Origin of the sequence: Candidatus Effluviviaceae Genus V sp. (assembly GCA_014728125.1) — a bacterium.
In the GTDB taxonomy this organism is placed as follows: domain Bacteria; phylum Joyebacterota; class Joyebacteria; order Joyebacterales; family Joyebacteraceae; genus WJMD01.
On record WJMD01000162.1, the window covers coordinates 1 to 23,036 of the forward strand.

Consider the following 23,036-nt stretch of genomic DNA (forward strand, 5'->3'; position numbering starts at 1 on the left):
CTTCGGCTCGGACAGCTACGAGACCGACGATCTCGGCTGGTACATCAAGTGGGCGAAGATCGGCGGCGCCGGCTCGGCCACCGAGGACTCGAGCTGGGGCAACATCAAGGCCATGTACCGCTAGCGGACAGGCCTGACGTCCCGGAGCTTCGGCTTCGTGACGGGAAGAAGGACGACGGAAGGGGCGGGAGCGATCCCGCCCCTTCTTCATGTCCGGTCCGTCCGGCTGACCGCAGGGGGCGGCGGACGGCTTGCGCGGCGCAGAACCAGGCTCTAAGATGCGGTCGCCACGGAGAACGGCAGGAACTGCGACCGCAGAGGGAGGACGGCATGTCCGACTCGGTGAAGGCGTTTCGAGAGGAACGAGAGAGGATGAACGAACGCATCCTCGAGGCCGGCAACCTCGGCATCAAGCGTTTCTTCGGCCTCGACTCCAGAGCCTACGAGGACGGAGCGCTCGATGCGAGGACCAAGGAGCTCCTGGGACTCGTCGCGTCGACCGTTCTCCGGTGCGACGACTGCATCACCTACCATCTCATCCGGTGTGTCGAGGAGAACCTGACCGACGACGAGGTTCTGGAGGCGCTCAACATCGCGCTCATCGTCGGCGGGTCGATCGTCATCCCGCACCTGCGACGCGCCGTGGCAACGCTCGACGAGCTGCGCGCAGAGCGGAGGTAGAGAGGCCCGGGCCTTCTCTCGGTCGTCGTGATGCGACGCGCTCGATCTACTCGAGCCGCCCGAGCAGCACCTCGATCGCCCGGTCGAGCTGCACGTCCTCTCCGCGCGCATGCTCCTCGGGAACCGAGTCAACGCGGATGTCCGGTTCGATCCCCCAGTTCTCGAGGTTTCGTCCGGACATGTCGTACCAGCCGGAGCCGGGGACCCGGAAGCCGGTTCCGTCGATCAGACTCACGTCGTTCGTGCCGATCACGGCGCCGAAGGTCGGTGTCCCGACGACCGGTCCGAGCCCGAGGGCCTTCCATCCCATCGGGAAGATCTCAGCGTCCGAGTAGCAGCTCTCGTCGATGAGAAGAACAAGCTCACCGGTCCAGAGCTCGAGCGGGTTGTACGCCGGCGGCCTCGTGCGCGTCGTCTCGTAGCCGTACCAGGTCCTGTCGAGGTACCTGAGGATCTGGTCGTGGATCGAGCCGCCGCCATTACCGCGGATGTCAATGACCAGTCCGTCCTTCCCCGCACTCTGTGCGAAGAGGTCCTCGGCGAACTCGAGGAGGTTGCCGGTGCCCATGCTCGGGATGTGCAGGTAGCCGACCCTTCCTGCCGAGGCTTCCTCCACACGTTCGCGGTTCCCGCGAACCCACTCCTCGTACATGAGCCTCCAGAGCGTCCCGCTTCCGACCGGCCGGATCCTGACGTCGCGCGGCGACCGTCCTGCGGCGCTCGAGGCCACGGTCACGAGTATCTCCTCACCGACCGTGTCCGTGAGCCTGCAGTAATAGTTGTCCGCTTCGGAGAGAAGCTCGGCGTCGATCGCAACGATGTACTCCCCCGGCTCGATGCCCGCGCGGGCGGCCGGGCTGTCGCGTACGACGTGCCGTACGCGCACCCCCGGCCCGTCGTGACCCTCGTCATGACGGATGCCCAGACGCCCCGTGTTGATGCCGCCGCCTCCCCACTTGTAGATGCCCAGATGCGACGCCGAGAGCTCGCCCAGCATCTCGCGCACGACCGCGCGGAACTCCTCCTCGGTATAGGCGGCGCCCGCCAGAGGCTCGTAGCGCTCCCGCATCGCCTTCCAATCGACCCCGTGCAGGTCGGGGTCGTAGAAGCCGTTGAGCAGAAGACGCCACGCCTCGTTGAACATCTGGCGCCGCTCGGCGAAGACGTCGACCGTCATCGGGACCGAGAACCCGGGAGCGCCTCGGCCGGTCACCGAACCACTCTCCGGTTCGATCGTGACGGAGCGCAGTCTTCCGCCGTCGATGTAGTAGCAGGTCGTCCCGTCGTCATTCCATGTCAGCCCGCTGGGGTCGCTGCCCCCCTCGGAGACCTGCGTCAGCTTGTTGCCTCGCCAGTCGACGATCCAGAGATTGTCTCTGCCCAGGCTCCCCGACCGGAAGGCGTAATGGTGGCACGAGGGCGTGGCCGAGTAGAAATCGTAGTACCCGCGCATCGTCACCACGGTCCGCGTCCTGTCGTTGAGCCCCTCGAAGTCGATCTCGACCTCGACGTCGATCGAATCCGGAGCGGCCTCATCGAAAGCCTCCCGGTCCTCTTCTCGCTCCTCGGCGGTCTTCCAGTAGTCGTCGCGTGTGAGCCAGGCGTACTTGAGCATGTACTGACCCGCCTCGGTCCTCGACGCGTACGAGATGCGCTTCCCGTCGTCGGACCACTGAGGCTGGAAGTCATCGTTCGGGTGCAGGGTGATGTTGACGGCCTCGCCGCCATCGGCCGGCACGATGAAGACATCCTCCTTGTGTCCCATGGTCGTCCGGGAGAAGGCGATCCACCTGCTGTCCGGAGACCACGCCGCATGGAGGATCTCTGCGTCCGGCAGAAGCCGTCGGGCGCCCGACCCGTCGGCGTCCATCGTCCAGAGGTACTCGCTCCCCACCAGATACGCCACCGTCTCTCCGTCCGGTGACACGAACGCCCCGAACTCGTCCTCGGGGGAGTCCGTCAGACGCTCGACCCGGTGCAGCAGGGACTCCGACAGTCTCCCCTTCCCCTCCTCGGCCGGCCGCGCCACGTAGATGTCGTAGTTCGCCTCACGGTCGGACGAGAAGAGAAGCGAAGCATCGTCGAGCCAGGCGACGTCCTTCTCTCTCGCGGGCGTCTCGGTGATGCGCGCGGCGTCGCCGATCTCACCGTCCTCGAAGGAACAGACGAAGACCTCGCCGCGCACAACGAGCGCTATCTCCGACTCATCCGGTGAGATAGCGAAGTCCTGAAGGTCGGAATGGAGCGTCATCCTGAGGTCGTCGTTCCACTTGTCGTCGCTCGGCGCACGGATCGCCACCTCGCGGGGAACGCCGTCGGGAACGGCGAGCGCCCAGACGCGGGCGTCGCACTCGTACGCAATGAGGGTGCCGTCGTCCGAGATGGAGGCGAACTGCACGCCGTCCTCGGTGTGCTGCGTGACCCGTTCGGGCCCCTCCGCGACCCGCGGCATCCTGCTCTCCTCGGGCGCGGGCATATCGAGAACCAGGCGCCAGACGTTCGTCTCTCCGTCCTCGCGTTCGGATGTGAAGTAGAGCGTCAGTCCGTCGGCGGCCCACATGGGATCGTCGTCGTCCCCGGTCCAGTCGACGAGACGCACGCTGGTTCCACCGTCGACCGCACGAATCCAGAGGTCACGCGACGCGCTGCCCCGGTAGTGTTTCCTCCACCAGGACGTCCGGCCCCGCACGTACGCGATCCAGCGGCCGTCAGGGGACACGGCAGGGTTGTTCGCGCGGTCGCGGATGACCCGGTACGGCATCCCACCCTCGGCGTCGACCGCGAAGAGCTCGTACTCGAGCGTGTCGCGTCTCGAGGTGAAGAGAATCTCCGAGCCGTCCCGCGTCCAGCACTGGACCTCGTCCCACGAGTCGTGACAGGTCAGCCGCGTCGGCTCGCCGCCGTCGGCCTGCACGACGTACACGTCCGTGTTCCCGCGCCTGTCCGATGAGAACGCGATCCGTCGCCCGTCCGGCGACCAGACGGGAGAACTGTCGTAGGCCTCGTGGACGGTCAGACGGCGCGCGTCGCCGCCCGATGCGTCCACGATCCAGATGTCGCCCATGTAGGAGAAGGCGATGGCTGCGCCGTCGGGGGACGGCGCCGGAGCTCTCGCGTTCAGGACCGCGGCTGTGGAGCTCGCAGCGCAGGCGAGGAGGGCAACGAACAGCACAAGGACAACGGTACCCCTCGGGGCGCTCGTGGTGGCAGACAAGGTCTCTCCTCCAAGGCATTCGAGCGCAGGCCGCCGCACGGCCCGCGCCGGGGTTTGGGGCGACGCGCCCGAGCCTCAGAAGAGCTCGACGACCCGTTCGCCCAGATGCGCCGCCTCGTTCCAGGTCAGGAGAACGAAGCCGCGTTTGCCGTGACCGAAGATCGAGTAGCCCGCGTTGTCGAGGTAGAAGCTCCAGAAGGAGTCCGTGCCGAGCCCGAGGAGCGCCCCGCCGAGGAGCTTCGCGACCGAACGGTGCGTCGCGATGACGATGCGTTCACCCCTGTGTTCCTCGACCAGTCCGAGGGCGCGAGAGAGAGCGCGGCCCCTGACATCGTCGAGGGTCTCGCCGCCGGGAATGCGGAGCCGGGCGGGGTCGTTCACCCATGTGTCCCACAGCTCGGGCGATTCGCTTCGGACGACCTCCTTCGGACGCCCCTGCCAGACTCCCAGATCGAAGTTGTGGAACGCCTCGTCGACAATGACCTCGACCCCGTGGCGCCTCGCTATCGCGGCGCCCGTGTCGAGGGCACGCGACAGCGGGCTCGAGAAGACGGCCGCCACCGGTTTTCCGGAGAGCGCCTCGGCGGCCGCCTCTGCCTGAAGGCGGCCCCGGTCGTTCAGCGGGACGTCGAGTCGGCCGCGGAAGACGCCGTCCCTGTTCAGCTCCGTTTCGCCGTGACGCACGATGACGAGCTCGGTCACACCGACTCCTTCAGAGGTCTTCGGGATGGTCTACCGTCTCCCGGGCGGGAACAGATGTCTCAGAGCACGGGGAAAGCGCGCGGCCCAGGCCCTCTCGTTGTGCACCGCGCCCTCGTCCTCGACGTATCCCAGGGAGCCGGGAAGCGTGAGACCGTGCTCGATGAGCGCGTCACGCATACGGCGGTGCTGCTCGATGATGTCGGGGATCCCGTCGCCGTTGGAGTCGCCCGGGTACTCGGCCGTCCCCATGTCGATCCAGACACGCGCGCCGGGGGGCGCGTCGTTCGACTCGACGAAGTCGAGGATGTGCCCGTTGGCCCACCCGTACGATGTCGACATTGCGCCGACGCGGGTGAAGACACCGGGATACTGCCATGCCGTGTAGAGCGATGCCAGGCCGCCGAACGACGACCCCATGATACCTGTGTGGGCCGCGCCCGTCATCGTCCTGTAGTTCCCGTCGATGAAGGGCTTGACCTCCTCGACCAGGAATCGCGCGTAGAGATCACCCCCGCCCCCGCCCCGCGCCCTGTCGGGCACGGGCGTGTACTCGAAGGCACGCTGGCTCGTGTTCTCCACGCCGACAACGATCAGCGGTGCCACCGCGCCGTCGCGGACCATCCTGAGAACGGTCTCGTCGACGTTCCACTCGACGCCGATGAACGATGTGGCGGCGTCGAAGAGGTTCTGTCCGTCGTGCATGTAGAGCACGGGATAGCGGGCGTCCGGGGCCTCGTCGTACCCCGGAGGCAGCAGAACGAGCAGCGTCCTGCTGTTGCCCAGGGCTTCTGAGCGGAACTCCCGATGGTAGCGAAGGTCGCCGACGACCGTGTGGCGGTCGCGCCCCGGCGCGAAGTCCTTCCACGCCTCGACCTCCACCTCGACGGTCTCGTCACCCACGACCGAGAGCGCACGGTCGGTGACGGGACCGAAGTCGGCCCCTCTCTCGACGGTGTCCCACGTCCCCCGCGTGATCTGGTACCTGAGATCGAGTCCGGGCGGGAGAATGATGGTGATAGCGAAGAGCCGGTCGTCTATGCGACCGAGCTCGACCTTGCCGGGGTCCCACGGGCCGAGAGCGTCGATGTTCCCCGTGATGTAGACGCCGGCGTCCGGCGGCGTGCCCTCCGGTACGCGAACTCTGAAGGTGACCATGGCCTCTCTCGCAATCGCCGGGCCCGGCGCCGCGGCCGCCAGAAGCGCCGCGAGAACCAGCGCCACGTACCCTGCTCTCATGTGTCGCATGAAACCTCCCGGAACGAGCATACCCCGGAGTCGGCGCCGGCCGCAACCGGCGGGGTCTCTGTGGAAAGACCGCGCGCCCCGTGGCCGTCCCGCGCCCGAGCGGCGTTTGGAGGCCTGCGGGTGCGGCTGTATACTGCGTCAGGGTCGAGCGAGGCCCCTTCCCGACGACCACACACCAGGGAGAAGACGATGTCAGACAGCGTGAAGCTCCCCGAACCGAGGACCGACGACGGCCCGCCCATCTGGTCGACCGTCCGCGACCGACGCTCGAGCAGGGACTACAGCGATGAACCGATGTCGCTCGAGAACCTCTCGCAGCTTCTCTGGTCGACCCACGGCGTCACGGGGCGACGCGGCGGACACGCGTTCCGGACGTCGCCGTCCGCGGGCGCCTGCTATCCGATCGATGCCTACGTTGTCGCGAATCGCGTGCGGGGCCTGCCGGCCGGGCTCTACAGGTACCTCGTCGGAAGCCACGAGCTCGTTCTCATGCGGGACGGCGAGATCGGCCCCGAGGTCACGAGAGCGGCGGTGGGACAGCGCATGTGCGAACTCGCCGCGGTGAGCTTCATCTGGACGGCCGTCGTGCCGCGGACGACGGGGCGCTACGGCGAGCGCGGTCACAGATACCTCTTCCTCGACGCCGGACACGTCGGCCAGAACCTCTACCTCGCTGCGACGGCGCTCGGTCTCGGGGTCTGTACGATCGCGGCGTTCGACGACGACGCGATGAACGAGATCGTCGGCGCCGACGGGAAGATCGAGACGACCGTCTACGCCGCGGTGGCGGGGCCGGTCACGTAGTTCCGTCTCGCGCTCCGTCAGATGTCCTCGATGGCCAGCACCAGAGCGAAGGCCAGGACGGCGGCGATCCCCGTCCCCCAACCGAAGTATGCCCGGGTCGTGAGCTCGAGGTCGCTGACGGCTTCGGGCGGCACGGACTGCCTCACCAACACATCGAAGTCACGGACCAGGACTGCCGTTCCCAGCACACGCCCCCCGGACTCAACGAAGTCGGTTCCACCGCTCCTGACGACGACGAGGTCGTCGCTCTTCGGTATTTCCCGGTCTACGAGAAGCGCGCCGTCCCTCATTCCGACCAGCGTGCCCCCGTACGAGATGCTGTCGGCGACCGTCACATTGACCGGCACGCCGATGCGGTCCTCGAAGCGCGCGCCGGGGCCTGCGCAGCCGGAGAGCACCGCGACGATGGTCACGGCCGCCGCGATACGGGCGACCGTCCTGAACGTTGACTTCCCGGTCATGGCATCACCCCTGAACGAGCAGGCCGAGCAGGAGGCCGACCGCCGGCCCGGCTATCTGACTGATGAGCGTCCCGAGCGTCACATCCCGACGACTGCGGGCGAAGTCCGCTTCGGCGATGCTGTGAAGCGGCAACGTTCTCCGGACGGTCGCCTGCACCCTTCCCTCGGAGGTCCTCGATACATCGAGCAGTCGGCCCTCGACCTCGGCGCCGTCGACGACGACGCGCCTGTCGTCCGGCATGCCGTCGATCGAGACGCCTCCTCCCTCGGTGTAGACCGCATCCACGACGAGGTCGATCCGGGTGAGCGAGACGACACGACCGTTCAGCGTCTCCCCGTCCGACATGATCAGCCGGACCTCGACCTCGCCGCCCTCCTCGGCAAGCCGCGCGGCGGGCGTTCTGCGGGCGCACCCGGCCAACAGAAGAAGAGCAACGAGCAGGAGGACTTCGAACAGGAGAATGCGTCTCACGACGACCCTCCCTTCTTCAGATGGGCGTTCATCTCGCTGACCAGCGCGTCGACGTCCTCGATGCCGTTCCGGCGCGCGAGGTCCTCCAACGTCCCCCAGAACGGCTCGCCGCAGACGAGACACGGCAGCCCGCGTTCGATGAGGAACGTATTGGCTTCCGGGGCTTTCTCCAGAAGCTCCTCGATGGTCACGTCCTTCGTGAATCCCGCCATGGTACCTCCTCGCGAAGCCGTCCGGTCTCTCAGAGAGACCGTACTGCCGCAGGGCGGCGCGTTCAAGTCTGATGAGAGGCCCGAAAACCCTTGTCGGAGACGCGGCGGCGGGAGTAGATTCCGGGACGAGGCTTCTCGAACGGAGCGTTGGTATGCCTGATGTGAACGGACGACAGACCCACTGGCAGGTTCTCACGGCCCTCGCGGCCGTCCTGGCGCCCGTGGCGGCCGTCCTCTGGCTCGGCCTCACACTGTCGGCCGACTGCGCCCCGTTTCACCTGGCGCTCGTCAAGATCATCTTCACGATCGCCGTCGTGCTCACGGGCCTCGCCGGCGTACGCTGGAGCACGGCCTCCGGCATCACCCTGCTCGGAGAGGCCGCTCTCATCGTCGTCTGGGTCGCCCTCAAGCTGGACGACTACTCCCCCTACGGAGCACTGAGGACACTCTTCCTCCTGGCCGTCCCCGTGGGGATCAGCGGCGTGATCTTCGTGCTGGCCGGCGGCATGAGGGCCGGTACGTGGCCACCGAGGAATCGCCGCGAGCCCTGAGGGCCGGGGTCGCCAGGCGGGTCCCGTCGTTGGCGATGTCACCGGGAACGATCTCCTCTGCGTCCGGTTCCCCCGACGAGCAGCTCCTCCACATCGTCGAGCATTCTCTCCACGCCGAACCGGGACCGCGCACGTTCCCGCGCGGCCCCACCGAGTCGCTCCGCCAGTTCATCGTCGCTGAGCACGCGCTCGATGGCGGTTGCCAGCGCCTCGACATCCTCCGGAGGAACGACCAGGGCCTCACGACCGGGTCTCACCGCCTCGGCCGTTCCCGAGACGTCGGTCGCCACGATCGGCGCCCCGACCGACATCGCCTCGAGCAGCGTGTTCGCCATCCCCTCGTTCCTCGAGGAAAGAACGTAGACGTCCGAGGCCGCCATGAGGGCCCGGACGTCGTCCACGTGGCCGGGCAGGTGAACGGCATCGCCGATACCGAGCCCGGCGGCGCGTTCGGTCAGCTTCCGCAGGTCGCGTCCGCCGCCGGCGAGCACCAGATGAACGCCGGGAACGCGGTCCCGAACCTGCGCGAACGCGTCGATCAGTACGTCGAAGCCCTTCTGCTTCGACAGCCGACCCGCCCCGAGAACGATCCTCGCCTCCTCGGGAACGCCCACGCGACGGACGGCATCCCGTGCTCGATCGGGCTCTACGGCGTCGGTCGGGACGCCGTTCTCGATGAGTGCGACCTTCCCGGCGTCGAGCCACGATGACTCGCGCAGCGCGTCGCGGACGGCGGTCGAGTTGACGATGATGGCGTCCGAGAAGCGCCCGAAGGAGAGCTTTCGCTTGAGGTCGTCACTCAGCCTGCGCTTGAGGCCCAGGCGCAGCACGACCATCGGTCCGCCGGCAACGCGGGCCGCCGCACCCCCCATCCAGTACTCGCGCTGCTTGGTCAGGACGATGACGTCCGGCCTGTACGCGGCGATCCGGACGCAGAGCCAGATGAACCCCACGGGGTTCACGTCGCCCCACAGCCGGACCCTGGCGCCGGGAATGCCGCGGCGTTCGGCCTCCCTGCGCACGGGCGGGTGGCTCCACAGAAGACAGACGTCGTGACCGCGGTCCATGAGTCCCTCAGCAGTCAGCAGCGTCCACTTCTCGTTGCCGCCCCACTGTCTCGAGGTCAGCACGAAGAGGACGCGGAGCCGTCGACCCGCCCCTCGGCTCGCACGCGTCGTCCCAACACCCGTGATCATCCGTCCTCCTGCGAGAGCGTCTCGCGGAGCCAGCGTCTCGCCCTCGCCACGTGGGTGGCGGGCCAGTAGATCTTCCCGCAGTCGGGACACCGGGCGAAGGTCCCGGCCGTCTCAAGAACGTACGACGGAACGAGCCCCTGCACATCTTCCCTCCCGACGCTCTCGAGCCCGGCGTTGCAGACGATGCAGCGCGTGAAGAGGTCCCGCTCCGCATCGAGTCCGAAGGCCCGCGCGACCTGCCGGATCTGTGATTGGACGTCGTCGTGCTCCACGAGAAACACGGTGACGGGCAGCCGCGTCTCTGCGATCTCCCGGTCGCGCGTCAGCAGGATCCGATCGTCGGCCGCCGCGACCCGCTTGAGCTCCGGGTCGCTTGCTACGTTGTCGTAGAGGACGTCGTATCCCATGATCCTGAGCCATCGCGCCAGGCGGCCCAACATCACGTCCGCGACGAAGCGTGCTCTCTCACCGCTCACACTGCCTCCCTGCACCCGTGCGCCCGGAGACTCAGTCGCGGCCGAGCGCCCGGCCGTAGACCTCGATCGTCCGTTCGACCATGTGGTCGACCGTGAACCGCCTCCGGACGAGTTCGGCGGCGGCCGCGCCCATGCGGTGCGCGGCCTCAGGGTCCTCCACCACCTCCAGCAGGGCGGCGGCCAGGGCCGGGGGGTCGGCCGGCGGCACGAGCTTCCCGGTCACACCGTCCTCAACGATCTCCCGGTTCCCTCCGACGTCGGTCGCCACGACCGGTCGTCCCGCGGCCATCGACTCCCGAACCGCCCCTGAGAGTCCCTCGCCGGCGCGCGACGCGTTGACGGAGACGTCGAAGGCACTGAGGACCGACGGAACGTCGTCCCGGTGCCCCGCCAGCACGAAGCTCCGCTCGACGCCGGCCGCGCGCACGAGCTCCTCCATCCGGTCGTCGTCCGTCCTCTTTCCGACAACGGCGAAGACGACATCGTCTCTGCTCTCGAGGACGATGCGTGCAGCATCGACGAACGTGTCGTGTCCCTTCCAGCTGTGATAGCGGTTCGCGAGCTTCCCGACGAGCACGTCGTTCCCTGCAACGCCGAAGGCCCGCCTCACGTCTTTCCCGTCGGCCCGCTGGAAGACCGCGGGATCGGTCCCGCTGTAGACGACGTCGATCCTCTCAGGGTCCACGCCGTATCGGACGAGCACGTCCCGGATCGCCTCGGACACGGCTATCACCCGGGTCACGGCCTTCGCGGTGTACTTGAGACGGCTGCCGGCGTTGTCGCGCGGCGTGAACGAGACCCTGCGGGTCAGCACGAAGGGACGGCCGGTCAGCGCCGCCGCCGCGAGCCCGATCGAGTGCGCGTGCGCCGCGTGGGCGTTGACGATGTCGATGCCGCGACCGAGGACGACTCCGGCCAGTCGACCGATGGCCGCCGGGTTGAGTTCGGAACGCGTCTCGATGCCGACGAGCGGGAGACCTGCCGCTCGCGCCCGCTTCCAGAGCTCGTTCCCGGGGTCCGTCGCGATGTGGGCCTCGTGGCCGCGTGAGACCAGCCCCTTCGCAAGCTCGATCAGCTGAACCGAGCCTCCACCCCACGACGGGCACTCCTGGACGTGGAGGACCTTCATGCCCGACTCCCGCTCTCAAGCCGATCGAGCACGGCCTCGTAAACGCGGTCGACCGATATCCTGTCGAGACAGCGGAAGGTGTCGTGAAGACACGAGGTGGAATCGCACGGCCGGCAGTCGACATCGGCGGCGGCGATGTCCGTGTGTCGGGGGTCCTGAAGATGCCAGCGTTCGACGGGCGTCGGCCCGTGGATGAAGACGCCCTCCGTCCCGACGGCCGACGTCAGATGAAGCGGTCCGCTGTTGTTCGTCACGGCGAGGTCGGCCGCCTCGATGACGGCCGCCAGAACGCGAACGTTCGGCGGTTCGAGCACGGTCGGCGACTCGATGCCTTCTCGTTCGTACCAGTCCCGGATGGCCGCGAGAACCTCCGCGTCAGCAGGTCCGGCCAGATAGAAGACGGAGACACCCTCTTCGCGCAGTCTGGCGCCCAGCTCGGCGAACCGCTCCGGATACCATCGGCGGATCGGCCAGTTCGCGCCGGGATGGATGACGACGACGGGACGGTCCGGCGAATCCCCGAGGAGTTCGCTCGCGTCGCTCCGCTCCTCATCGGTCAGGAACATCTCCAGCTGATCGCCCGCGGGCTCGGCGCCGACGAGGCCGGCGACGGTCAGGTGTTTGGTGACCTCGCTCATGGAGGGCTCGAATGGTGCCTTGTGGGTCAGGAGCAGACCACGGCCCTCGCTGCTGAGGCCTGCGCGGGTCGGCACTCCGGCGAGGAACGGGATGAGCGCGCTACGGAAGGAGGGTCTGAAGACGAACGCCGCGTCGAACCGCTGGCCGCGGACCCACGACGCCAGTCCCATCACGGCGAAGAAGCCGCGACGGTGCTCCTTGGGAAGAGGCAGGAGGCGGGTGACGTTCGGCGTGCCGATGAGCACCATGCCCGATTTCGGACGGACGAGGGCCGTCATCTCGGCATCCGGGAAGGCGGTCCTGAGCGCCCGGAGCGCCGGCGTCACGACGAGGACGTCACCGACGAAACCGGTCTCCATGACAAGGAAGCGCGGCTTCGCGGGGAACTCCGGCACATCCGTGCGCTGCCCGCTCATCGGCACCCCCTCCTGCCGGCCCGTCAATCCTCGTCGAGCACCAGCTGCGCGCGCACCATAACACCTTCGATGTCGGTCGTCACGAACCCATCGCCCGGCTCGCTGACGCGCTCGAGACGCTCCGCGTTCGAGACGGCGATGAGCTCAGGCTGCATCGGCTCGAGCATCTCCCACGTTGCGTCGTCGCACGCGACCGTGAGCGTCGAGACGGGGGTCGCGACCGACACCTTGTGGGTCGACTTGACCTTCCGCATGCCCTCGATGACGGCCAGGGCGACCGAGCCGGCCCGCTCGGCGTCGGGGTCGTCCCACTCGGCCGGCGCGTCGGGCCAGTCCGAGATGTGGATCGACTCGACGCCCTCCTTCTCGGCGAAGAAGAGCGAGTGGATCTCCTCGGTGACGTGCGGCATCACCGGCGCGATCATCTTGAGAACGGCCAGGAGCCCCGTGTAGAGCGCATGCTGGGCCCCGCGGCGGCCGGGCTCGTCGTAGCCCTCGTCGCCGTACAGGCGCTTCTTGGCGATCTCGATGTAGTTGTCACAGAGGTCGTGCCAGAAGAACGCCTCGACCGCCTCGACGGCCGCGTGATACTCGCACTCCTCGAAGCTCGCCGTCGCGCGCTCGACCGTCCGCTTCAACCTCGCGAGGAGCCACCGGTCGATGACCGCCGGCCCGCGTTCGGCCTCCGGGTCGTAGTCCTCGAGTCTCTGTATGGCGAACTTCGACGCGTTCCAGAGCTTCACGGTCAGTCTCTTCCCGGCGTCGAACGCCTCGTCGGCCATCATGGTGTCGACGCCGAGCTTGCTTGAACACGACCAGTAGCGCGTCGCGTCGGCGGAACGCTGCTCGATGACCTCGCTCGGCGCGTGTCCCCCGCCGCCCTTCGACTTCGAGAGCTTGGCCCGGTCGGGCCTCAGGACGTGCCCGGAGATCATCGCCGTCCGCCAGGGGACCTTGCCCTCGTTCAGCACGCTCTTGACGATGGTGTAGTAGGCCCACGTCCGGATGATGTCGTGCGCCTGAGGCCTCAGGTCCATCAGGAACTCGGTGCCGTCGACCTCCTTCGTGAACCGGTCCACGCGAGAGTCCTCCTCGCCCCACTTCACGTTGAGGAACGGTGTGCACGACGACGTCATCCACGTGTCCATGATGTCGCGCTCCGGCTCGAGCTCGACCGACCCGCACGACGGGCACTTCCCGACCCTCGCCCACGTCGTCGTCGGATCGACCGGAAGCTCGTCGTCCTCGGCCAGCACGACCTCGCCGCAGTCCCTGCACGTCCAGACCGGGAACGGGACGCCGTAGTAGCGTTGCCGGGAGATACACCAGTCCCAGCGGAGGTTCTCGACCCAGTTCCTGAATCGGACCTTCATGTAGTCCGGACACCAGTCGACCTTGTCGCCGGCGGCGATGATCTCGTCCTTGATGTCGAGTATGCGGATGAACCACTGGGACGCCACCGAGAACTCGATGCCGGTCCCGCACCGTTCGTGAACGTTGACGGTGTGCTGTATCGGGCGGCTGCCCTTGAGGGAACCGCGCTCCTCAAGGTCGGCGACGATGCGCTTCCTCGCCGCCCTGATGGAGAGGTCTTCGTATCCCGGGGCGAGTTCGTTCATCCGGCCCTGGTCGTCGAAGACGATCCGCGTGCCCAGTTCATGTTCCTGCCACCAGGCGATGTCGGTCGTGTCGCCGAACGTGCAACACATCACGAGACCGGTCCCCTTCTCCGGATCGGCCTTCTCGTCGGCCAGGATAGGCACCTCGTGTCCGAAGATCGGCACGGTCGCCCTCTTCCCCATGAGATGGCCGTACCGCTCGTCCTCAGGATGCGCGAACATGGCGACGCACGCCGGGAGAAGCTCCGGCCGCGTCGTGGAGATCACGAGGTCCTCGCCGTCGTGCGTGAACGCGACGTCGTAGAAGACGGAGTCGTGCTCGGCGTCCTCGACCTCGGCCTGAGCGATCGCCGTGTGGCACTCGGGACACCACAGCGTCGGCGCCTCCCTGCGGTAGACCTTCCCCTTGCGGTAGAGGTCGATGAAGGAGCGCTGCGAGATCCGCTGCGACGTCGGGTCGATCGTCGAGTAGTGCTCCTCCCAGTCGACCGAGAGGCCGAGCCGCTTCCAGAAGACCCGGAACTCCTCCTCGTAGGCCTTTGTGAGTTCGAGGCACATCGCGACGAACTTCTCCCGACCGACCTCGGTCGCCTTGACGCCCTTCTCCTTCTCGACGAGCCGCTCGCTGGGGAGGCCGTTGTCGTCGAAGCCGAACGGGTAGTAGACGTTCATCCCACGCATCCGCCAGAAACGGGCGATGACCTCGGCCTGCACGTAGCTGAACACGTGGCCGATGTGGATGTTCCCCGAGACCGTCGGCGGCGGTGTGTCGATGCTGTAGATCGGTCGGTCGGATGCTCGGTCGAACCGGAAGAGGCCGCGGTCCTCCCAGACCTGCTGCCATCTGGGCTCGGCCTCCTGCGGCTTGTATTTCTTCGGCAGCTTCATCGCTTTCCCCTCGTGGAGTTCGTGCGGCGTCGCCCCCAGGGCCGAACGTACGAACGGGCCCTCTCATTCCGTGTGAGGGAACGAGAGGGCCCGATGTGTAGAGCCGCTCCCGCGGTACCATCCCGCTTCCCGCCGCCCCGTGAGAACGATGCGCGGGCGCTCGATTCGGGCTGTGACGGGCCCGCCCGGCCGGCCCTACCGGACCATCTGCTGGTCCCTCGAACCGGCGGCTCCGGAGCGACTTCGACCGGCGTCGCCCGGGGCTCTCTCAGCCTATGGAGCCCCTCTCTCCTGGACGCGCGTTTCCGGTCTACTCCTCTCCATCAACGCCTTTGACCGCGTATTCGGTTGTCGGCGGCGTCCGGGCTCCTCGCCCGGACGCCCACCCTCATTCTACATCATACCGCCCATACCGCCCATACCGCCCATGCCGCCCATGCCGGCTCCCGGAGGCGCCGGCGGCGGCTCCTCCTCGGGGATCTCGGTCACGAGCGACTCGGTGGTCAGAAGCAGCGACGCGATCGAGGTCGCGTTCTGGAGCGCAACCCGCGTCACCTTCGTCGGGTCGATCACACCGGCGTCCAGCATGTCGACGTACTCGCCCGACTCGGCGTTGAACCCGAACGACTTCTTCCGCTCCTTGAGGATCCTCTGAACGATGAGCGAACCCTCGTAGCCGGCGTTCTGCGCGATCTGACGCATCGGCGACTCGAGCGCGCGGCGGACGATGTCGATTCCCATCTGCTCGTCCGTCGTCTCGGCCTTGAGCTTGTCGAGGGCCTTGACGGACCTCACGAGCGCGACGCCGCCGCCCGGCACGATGCCTTCCTCGGCGGCCGCGCGGGTCGCGTGCAGCGCGTCGTCGACGCGCGCCTTCTTCTCCTTCATCTCGAGCTCGGTCGCCGCGCCGATCTTCAGGACGGCGACGCCGCCCGCCAGCTTCGCGAGACGCTCCTCGAGCTTCTCCCGATCGTAGTCGGACGTCGTCTCCTCGATCTGGTGCCTGATCTGCGCGATGCGCCCTTCGATGTCCTTCTTCTTGCCCGCGCCCTCGACGATCGTCGTGTCGTCCTTAGTGATGATGACGCGCTTGGCGCGGCCGAGGTCGGTGAGCTGCAGACCCTCGAGTTTGAGCCCGAGGTCCTTGGCGACGAAGGTGCCGCCGGTCAGGGCCGCGATGTCCTCCAGCATGGCCTTCCTGCGATCGCCGTAGCCCGGCGCCTTGACGGCCACGCACGGCAGCACCCCGCGCAGCTTGTTGACGACAAGCGTCGCGAGCGCCTCGCCCTCGACGTTCTCGGCGATGACGACGAACGGTCTGCCGGACTGCGCGACCTTCTCGAGGAGCGGAACGAAGTCCTTCATGTTCGAGAGCTTGTCCTCGAAGATGAGGATGTAGGCGTCCTCGAACACGGCCTCCATGCTCTGCGCGTCCGTGACGAAGTAGGGCGAGATATAGCCGCGGTCGAACTGCATGCCCTCGACGACCTCGAGAGTCGTCTCGATGCTCTTGGCTTCCTCGATGGTGATCGTGCCGTCGCGCCCGACCTTGTCCATCGCGTCGGCGATCAGCTCGCCGATGGTCTGGTCGTTGTTGGCCGAGATCTTCGCGACGCTCAGGATCTCGCTGCGGTCGCGCACCTTGCGCGACATGCCGCCGAGTTCCTTGACGACGGCGCTCGTCGCCTTCTCGATGCCGCGCTTGACGTACATCGGGTTCGCGCCCGCGGTCACGCTCTTCAGGCCCTCGCGGAAGACGGCCTCTGCGAGCACGGTCGCGGTGGTCGTGCCGTCGCCGGCGACGTCCGACGTCTTCGAGGCGACCTCGCGGACCATCTGTGCGCCCATGTTCTCGAAGCGGTCGTCGAGATCGACCTCCTTGGCAACCGTGACACCGTCCTTCGTGATCCTGGGCCCGCCCCACTTCCGGTCGAGCACGACGTTCCTGCCCTTGGGGCCGAGGGTCACCTTGACGGCCTTCGAAAGCTGCTCCACGCCGCGGAGCACCGCGTGGCGCGCTTCCTCTCCGAAGAGAAGTTCCTTCGCAGGCATAGGCGTCTCCTTTCCCTTCTTGCTGAACCTCTGCTGTCCTTGGTGAAACACTGACCATCAGGCCTTCTCAGGCCGAGCCAACATTCTACACGCGGATGGGGGTCTTGGCAACCCGGAAGGTAGAGTGCTAACGGGTCCCGCCGAGGGCCCGTGCAATGGGCCTTAACGGCGCCACGTACCGGGATGGGGCCGCTAGAAGGCCTGGCCGATGCCCAGGTACCAGGCCACGCGGAAGTCGTCCGTGACCGGTGAGGCGAAGTCGAGACGGAAGAGCGCGAACGGGGAATCGTACCGGACCCCGAGGCCTGCTCCGACGGCCAACTCGTCCAGACGAACCGACTGCAGATGTTCGTACACCTGACCGGCGTCACCGAAGAGCGCACCGGTCACCGGACCGGCGATCGGGAAGCGGACCTCTGCGCGTGACACCATGAGTGCGCGGCCGCCGACCGCGTCTCCGCCCTCGCCCTCCGGTCCGAGCGAGTTCCTGTCAAACCCGCGGACGCTCCCGACGCCGCCGGCAAGATAGAGCTCGCTGGCCGGAACCTCGAAGTCCGAACCCAGCGGCCCGATCCATCCCACGGTGAACGAGCCGGCGATGACGCGATCGTGCGTCCACTCCTTGTATCCGCTCAGCGTCACGTCGGTCCTGAGGTAGTCGTTGGTGCCGCCCAGGCGGCTGCTCGCGATGTCGACGGCCGTTCGGGCGAACGCGCCTCGCTTCGCGTTGAGGACATCGTCCCGTGAATCGTACGTCGCAGCCAGCAGCACGTCGGTGGTGTAGCTCTCGCCGACGTTCTCGAGCGTCTCCGTCACGTCGAAGACGATCGTGCGTTCGTACGTGTACCCCCCCTCGACCGTGACAGCCGGCGTCAACGCCTTCGTCAGAAAGAAGCTCCCTCCGAAGTTCTCCGCCACGTAGGTCCCCTCGTCGTTCCGTTCGTACATGAACGACAACTCGCCCGACACGGGGAAACCCAGGAACCACGGATCGGCGACCGAGACCCTCCCGTGCCTCGAGGGCTCACTGTACTCGGCCTCGAGCCTCAGACGTGTCGCCTGTCCCTGCAGGTTCCGATTCTCGATCTGTCCCCCGACCTCGATGCCGTCGACGGCGGCATAGCCCATCGAGAGGTCGAGCGCGCCGGCCGGCCGCTCGCGGACGCCGACGATCAGGTCCTTCTTGACGAGCCCGGTGTCGGCCGGGTCGGGCTCGACCCACACGGCGTGGAAGAGCCCCGTCTCGTAGAGCTCCGCCTGTGTCCTCCCCGTCTCGTCCGGATCGAAGGGGTCGCCCGGCCGGGGGATGATCTCGCGGCGGACGACGTAGTCGCGGGTGCGGTCGTTCCCGCGGAGCAGGATGGAGTCGATGAAGGCGCGGTGGCGTTCGACGATCTCGTACGTGACCTGAGCCGCGTGCTCCGTGTCGTCGCGTTCGATCTTCTGCTCGACCCTGGCGTCCAGGTACGATCTGCGCGCGTACTCGTCGAGAATGGAGCGCCAGTCCCTGTCGAGCGCTCGCGACAGCAGCGGATCGTCCCTCTCGAGCTCCGTGGATGCGCGCAGGAGCGAATCAGGAAGCACCTCGTTCCCCTCGAACGCGATGTCGGTGATGCGCCAGCGCGGCCCCTCGTAGATGCCGATCAGCAGACGGACGCGGAGCGAGTCGGCCGAGAGCTCGACGTCCTCGAGCACGGCCGACGCGCCGAGGAAGCCCTGCACGGCGTAGAAGCGTTCGAGGTTGTCGAGGTCCCCGGTCAGGGTCCCGTAGTCGTAGTGGACGCCGCCGAAGAGCCCGCTCTCGACGGTCTCCATGTACTCGAGGAGGGTATCGCGGTCGAAGGTCTCGTTGCCCGCGATCCTCAACTCCTCGACGAGCGGACCCAGGCGTCGCCTCCGCTCCCGCCGCCGCTTCACCAGCGAGGGGTCGATCGGCGCCGCGGCCGCCTCGAGGGCCGCAAGCGACACCAGCAGGATGAGCAGGAAACGCAGCGCCCTACTCAATGGGGATGTGGAGCTTGATTCGCGCAGCATGATTCCCGCCGGGATCGGCTTTGGTGACAAGTGACAGGTGCTCCGTCAGAAAGAACGATACCTCGACCTCCCGCTCCTCGAAGCGGCCGACGGCGGTCGTATAGCTGACCGCGACGCGCCCGAACCGCTTCCCGACCGTCACGCCGGCCCCCTCAACGAGCGACCCCTCCTCGGTGGTCTCCTCGTCGATGGCGACGACGTCGAGAGCCAGGAGGTCCTCGAGCTTCGACTCCGCGACGCCGAACACGCGTCCGACGAACGTCCTCCGCGCCATCTCGGAGAAGCTCGTCCTCGACGTACCCGGACGGTCGCCCCCCGACACGACACCGCCCACCGTGTCGCCGAAGGTCAGAAGCGCGATCACGTCGGGCTCGGACAGCGGCGGCGTGCTCGTGAAGCTGAAGGTCCCGTCGTACCAGTAGTCGTCGAACCGAACGGTCACCGAGTAGCTGTCGCCGCTCCGGGCCTCGACGTCCGCGACGGCGACCACGTTGATGTACGGATCGCTCCTTCTGGGGTCCCGCCAGCTCACGGTCAGCGTCTCGATCTGGAACTCTGTACCCAGATACCGGAAGGTCCCGCTCTCGGTGTAGAACGACCCCGTCGGCCTGGGATGGAGCAGCGTGCCGGAGATGCGCACGCCTCCTGAGAGTTCGAGGTTCGCCAGGTTCGAGTTGAATGAGACCGGGTCGCGCACGTTCACCTCGAGATCGAGCCTCACGCGGGAACGCGGGTCCTCGGACGATCTGACCGCCACCCGCTTCACCCGGCGCGAGGCCAGATCGGCGATGTTGAACTCGTACAGGACCTCGGCCTTCTCGATGTCGACGTTGCCCGACATGACGGAGCGGTCCCGGTCGCCCGCCCAGGTGACCTTCCCGCCGAGGCGCGCGTCGAGCGTGTCGGTGATCCTGAGCTCGGGCGAATCGAGACGGGTGCGCAGCCGAAACGAACCGTTCGAGTCGAGATCGTACGAGCCGTCCACCGAGACGCTTCCCGAGCCGAGCGAGGCATCCGCCTCCAGGATGGTGAACGCGCGGTTGAGCGCCGCGATCCCGACGTCGATATCGCGCGCGGGCTCTGTCATGCCGTACCCGCGCAGGAGCCCGTCCGACAGCTTCAGGGAGCCCTCGAACGTCGGGCGTGAGGTCGTCCCGGCTGCCGTCAGGTCGGCCGTGAAGACCCCCTCGAGCTCGTCCACGTTCCGGGGATACGACGAGAGGCCGCTGAGGTCGATGCCCTTGCTTCGTACCGCGAAGTCGATGGGGAGCGCCTCTCCCTGCACTCCCGCGACGCCCACAGCACCCGTCACCTTCAGCGAGTCGGTGCGGGTGCGCAGCGTCGCGTGGTCGAGAACGACGCGCTCGTCCTCCGCGTGAATGCGACCCTCGAACGACTCGAAACCGAACTGCGCGAAGACCGGCTTCCGCATCGTCCAACGCGCATCGATCGACGGTGCCGAGAGGCGGCCGCGCACCGTTCCGGTCAGATCGAGCCTGCCGGCGACGGGCGCCGTAGGGCCCGGGCTCACGACGCGGAAGATGGTCGCTACGTCGAGCGAGTCGAGCCGTGCCGACACATCGATCGAGTCCCTGACCCCGACGAATCCCGACACCGTCAAGCGTCCTCCTGACGCTTCGCTCAGGACGCGTGTCCTGGTGATGTCGAGCGCGAGGTTGTCCAACCATACATCGCCCTCGTCGATCTCGAAGGAGAAGCTGTCGGCGAGCGCGACGCGCGCGGGGGCGAGCGACAGAGCCAGCTCGTTCAGATCGCCCCGGCCGTTCAGGCTTGCGAGCGAGTCGATGAGTCCGGTCACGAGCAAAGCACCGTCGAGGCGGACGACCTTCGGCCCCCGGGTTCCCGTCAACAGTGCCTCGCCGACGTCGGCCTCGAAGTTCTCTGCCGACAGACTGAGGGCGAACTCCCGGTCGGTATCGAGCGCGAGGACGGCCGCGCTGTCGGGGCGAAGCGGCAGCAGACCGTTGGCGAGAAGGACGCCGTCGGCCTCCGTGGCGGCGCTCACCGAGAAGATGACCATCGACGTGTCGATGTCGGCTTCGACAAGGGCCTGTGCGAACGAGACGCCGGCCGCGTTCAGGCTGTCGGCGGATACGTCGAGCACAGCCACCGGGGAGCGGCGGCTACCGGAGACGGCCAGCGAGCCGCTGACGACTCCCGCCACCCCCGGACCGCGCGTTGCCCCGCGGGCCACGCGGTCGACGACCGCCAGGTCGAGCCGGTCGAGCGTGGCCCTGAGGTCGAGCGAGTCGTCGGCGGAGACCGTTCCGGACACCCCTAAGGTCCCGAACGAACCGGCGAGCCACACCGGGCTCAGTCTCAGTCCGTCGTTCGTCGCATTGAAGCTGAAGGACCTCTCGAGCTCCAACCGTTCGCCGCGGAGCGCGCCGTCGAGTGAGCTCACGGTGCCGGACACGGCGATGTCGCCATCGAACGACCCTTCGACGGTCGCGGAGAGCGATAGGGCGCCCTCCGCGTCGTACGCCCGGAGGAGGGAGTCAGAGAGGACCGCGCCGAGCTGGAGGCCGTCGATCTCCGTCTGTGCCGCGTACGTCCCCTCCACCGCATCGACCGACGCGTCGCCGTCCGCGACGCCGTCCAGAAGCGACCACGAGAGGTCGTACACGTTCCTCAAGGCGCTTCCCCGCACCTCGACCGGGCCCAGGCTCACGCCGCGGTACCGGAGCTCAGGCATGACGGCGGCGTACCGAAGACGGTCCCCGGGCAAAGAATCCGCCCTCACATCGACCGTCGCGCGGCCCGCGAGCCCCTCCATACCGAAGAGGGCCGCGATGCGGCCGAGGTCCGGCGCGTCGACCGTGGCGGACAGGCTGTCGACGCCGGCCCCGCGAAGCTCCGCCGTCGCCGTCACATCCGTCGAGCAGCACCACGCGCGCGCCCGCGCGAGGCCGTCCCCGACGCCCGCCCGGACCCCCGCGTCGCCGAACGCCCACGCCTCGTACCGCAGGTCCCACACATCGACGGCGAGCGTGCCGGTCGCCGCGGGCAGTCGCTCGAGTGGGATCTCGCCTCGCGCCACGAACGACGACGTGCCCGAAAGCCGGGCCCCCGGTACCGCAGAGAGCGCAAGCCGGTCTCCCGCCGCCTCGAAGGACACGAGGGAGCCGGACGGTCGGGTGATGTCTGCCGTTCCGCTCAGAACGAACGAGCCGCCGAGGGCACTTCCCTGGAGAGACGTCAGTGTGGCGCGTCCGCCGTGTCCCTCGATGTCGGCCGCGACCGACTCCAGCGCCACGCCGGACAGGAGCAGGCTATCCGAACGGACCGTCGCATCGTAGCGCAGCTCGCGGGCGGGTCCATCGACGGCGGCGCGGAGCGTCGCGGCGCCCGCCATGCCGTCGATGCCGAAGAGGCCCGCCAGCCTCCGGGTGTCGAGCTGCGATGCCGCCTCGACGTCGAGCTCGAGGCCGGTCGATGGAAAGGCGAGCGAGCCGGTCGCCGAGACATCGGCGGCTTCGGTCGAGAGTTCAAGTGATGTCACGCGGACCGTCGTCCCCTCGAGGCCTCCGGCGATCGAGAGAGCGACGTCGAGCGGCCTCTCGAACGGCGTCCCCTCGTACCGCACGCGACCCTCGAGGTCGGCGTCGAAGGCGTCGATGCCGCCCTGCGCCTCGAGACGGTCGAGGTCGGCCTTCACACTGAGCGATGCGGCGCTGTCTGCGTAGACCGCCGCGAGCCCGTCGAACAGGACGACGGCGGAGATCTCCCACGGTTCGGACGAGGTCGTCGTGTCCGGAGGCGCGGCGGTACTGCCGGAAGGGACGTCCGTCCACCCGACGAGCCTGCCGTCAGAGGCGACCGTGAACCAGACCTGCGCGTTCTCGAAGTGAAGGAGCGGGACCGAGACTGTGCGGGAGAGGACAGGCAGGAGTTCGAAGTCGACGACGATCCTGTCCGCCTCGACCAGCGGGACGCCCGATCCGGAGATGAGCCGCACGTCGGTCGCTGCGATTCTGGAGAGGAGATTGCCGGAGAGGTCCGACATCGAGAGCTCGTACCCGGACGCGTCGCGCACGACGTCCTCGATGATCCGGCGGGCGGGCTCGTGCCCGACGGGCGTCAGAGCGAGCGTCACAATGAGGATCGCGAGGACGGCGATGAAGGTGAGGATCGTTGTCTGCCAACGCTTCAAGCGCAAGACCTCCAGCTACCCTGCAGTCTAGCAACCGGAGGCCGGGGGCTGCAACGTATGGTCCTGCCGAA

17 protein-coding genes are annotated in these 23,036 nt (G+C 67.7%); 3 read left to right on the forward strand and 14 right to left on the reverse strand.

The window, feature by feature from the left end; translation table 11 throughout:
• Positions 1 to 330: 330 nt before the first annotated feature.
• Positions 331 to 681: a carboxymuconolactone decarboxylase family protein gene (locus GF405_09745; GenBank protein MBD3368435.1), complete on the forward strand. Its 351-nt coding sequence runs from the start codon at positions 331 to 333 to the stop codon at positions 679 to 681.
• 46 nt (positions 682 to 727) lie between these two features.
• Here GF405_09745 and GF405_09750 read toward each other — a convergent pair whose 3' ends face one another.
• The 3 genes from GF405_09750 to GF405_09760 all read right to left on the reverse strand — a co-directional run bounded on the left by GF405_09750 (position 728) and on the right by GF405_09760 (position 5,863).
• Complete coding sequence (locus GF405_09750) at positions 728 to 3,895, reverse strand: hypothetical protein (protein ID MBD3368436.1); 3,168 nt, start codon at positions 3,893 to 3,895, stop codon at positions 728 to 730.
• A gap of 75 nt (positions 3,896 to 3,970) precedes the next feature.
• Positions 3,971 to 4,624 (reverse strand): histidine phosphatase family protein, encoded by a 654-nt coding sequence (locus tag GF405_09755; GenBank protein MBD3368437.1) that lies wholly within the window; start codon positions 4,622 to 4,624, stop codon positions 3,971 to 3,973.
• A 3-nt stretch (positions 4,625 to 4,627) separates the two neighbouring features.
• Entirely contained in the window at positions 4,628 to 5,863 is a 1,236-nt protein-coding gene (locus GF405_09760; GenBank protein MBD3368438.1) for a hypothetical protein, read from the reverse strand.
• On the opposite strand from GF405_09760, the gene GF405_09765 reads away from it, so the two are divergent.
• Positions 5,402 to 6,646, forward strand: coding sequence for a SagB/ThcOx family dehydrogenase (locus tag GF405_09765; GenBank protein MBD3368439.1), 1,245 nt, complete (start codon positions 5,402 to 5,404; stop codon positions 6,644 to 6,646). The genes GF405_09760 and GF405_09765 overlap by 462 nt on opposite strands.
• 17 nt (positions 6,647 to 6,663) lie before the next feature.
• Here GF405_09765 and GF405_09770 read toward each other — a convergent pair whose 3' ends face one another.
• From GF405_09770 to GF405_09780, 3 genes are read right to left on the reverse strand one after another with little or no spacing between them, the layout of a single operon-like run.
• Positions 6,664 to 7,107, reverse strand: a complete 444-nt coding sequence (locus tag GF405_09770; protein ID MBD3368440.1) for a hypothetical protein — start codon at positions 7,105 to 7,107, stop codon at positions 6,664 to 6,666.
• A 4-nt stretch (positions 7,108 to 7,111) separates the two neighbouring features.
• The gene (locus tag GF405_09775; GenBank protein ID MBD3368441.1) at positions 7,112 to 7,579 is read right to left on the reverse strand and encodes a hypothetical protein; all 468 of its coding nucleotides are present in this window, start codon (positions 7,577 to 7,579) and stop codon (positions 7,112 to 7,114) included.
• Positions 7,576 to 7,791, reverse strand: coding sequence for a DUF1858 domain-containing protein (locus tag GF405_09780; GenBank protein ID MBD3368442.1), 216 nt, complete (start codon positions 7,789 to 7,791; stop codon positions 7,576 to 7,578). Before GF405_09780 ends, GF405_09775 begins: the two co-directional genes overlap by 4 nt.
• A 152-nt stretch (positions 7,792 to 7,943) precedes the next feature.
• Here GF405_09780 and GF405_09785 point away from each other — a divergent pair, with 152 nt between their 5' ends.
• Positions 7,944 to 8,342 carry a hypothetical protein gene (locus tag GF405_09785; GenBank protein ID MBD3368443.1) on the forward strand — a complete coding sequence of 133 codons (399 nt, stop codon included), beginning with the start codon at positions 7,944 to 7,946 and terminating at the stop codon, positions 8,340 to 8,342.
• 38 nt (positions 8,343 to 8,380) lie between these two features.
• Here the strand turns inward: GF405_09785 and GF405_09790 are convergent, their stop codons facing one another.
• The 8 genes from GF405_09790 to GF405_09825 all read right to left on the reverse strand — a co-directional run bounded on the left by GF405_09790 (position 8,381) and on the right by GF405_09825 (position 22,965).
• Complete coding sequence (locus GF405_09790) at positions 8,381 to 9,538, reverse strand: glycosyltransferase (GenBank protein ID MBD3368444.1); 1,158 nt, start codon at positions 9,536 to 9,538, stop codon at positions 8,381 to 8,383.
• Entirely contained in the window at positions 9,535 to 10,014 is a 480-nt protein-coding gene (locus tag GF405_09795) for a hypothetical protein (protein MBD3368445.1), read from the reverse strand. The genes GF405_09790 and GF405_09795 overlap by 4 nt, the downstream gene beginning before the upstream one ends.
• Positions 10,015 to 10,045: 31 nt before the next feature.
• Entirely contained in the window at positions 10,046 to 11,143 is a 1,098-nt protein-coding gene (locus GF405_09800; protein MBD3368446.1) for a glycosyltransferase, read from the reverse strand.
• A complete protein-coding gene (locus GF405_09805; protein MBD3368447.1) occupies positions 11,140 to 12,198 on the reverse strand; it encodes a hypothetical protein in 1,059 nt (352 codons plus the stop codon). Before GF405_09805 ends, GF405_09800 begins: the two co-directional genes overlap by 4 nt.
• Positions 12,199 to 12,221: 23 nt before the next feature.
• A complete protein-coding gene (locus GF405_09810; protein ID MBD3368448.1) occupies positions 12,222 to 14,705 on the reverse strand; it encodes a valine--tRNA ligase in 2,484 nt (827 codons plus the stop codon).
• A 393-nt stretch (positions 14,706 to 15,098) separates the two neighbouring features.
• The gene (gene groL / locus GF405_09815) at positions 15,099 to 16,757 is read right to left on the reverse strand and encodes a chaperonin GroEL (GenBank protein ID MBD3368449.1); all 1,659 of its coding nucleotides are present in this window, start codon (positions 16,755 to 16,757) and stop codon (positions 15,099 to 15,101) included.
• Between the two features lie 192 nt (positions 16,758 to 16,949).
• Complete coding sequence (gene bamA, locus GF405_09820; GenBank protein MBD3368450.1) at positions 16,950 to 18,791, reverse strand: outer membrane protein assembly factor BamA; 1,842 nt, start codon at positions 18,789 to 18,791, stop codon at positions 16,950 to 16,952.
• Positions 18,754 to 22,965, reverse strand: coding sequence for a hypothetical protein (locus GF405_09825; GenBank protein MBD3368451.1), 4,212 nt, complete (start codon positions 22,963 to 22,965; stop codon positions 18,754 to 18,756). Before GF405_09825 ends, bamA begins: the two co-directional genes overlap by 38 nt.
• Positions 22,966 to 23,036: the final 71 nt, after the last annotated feature.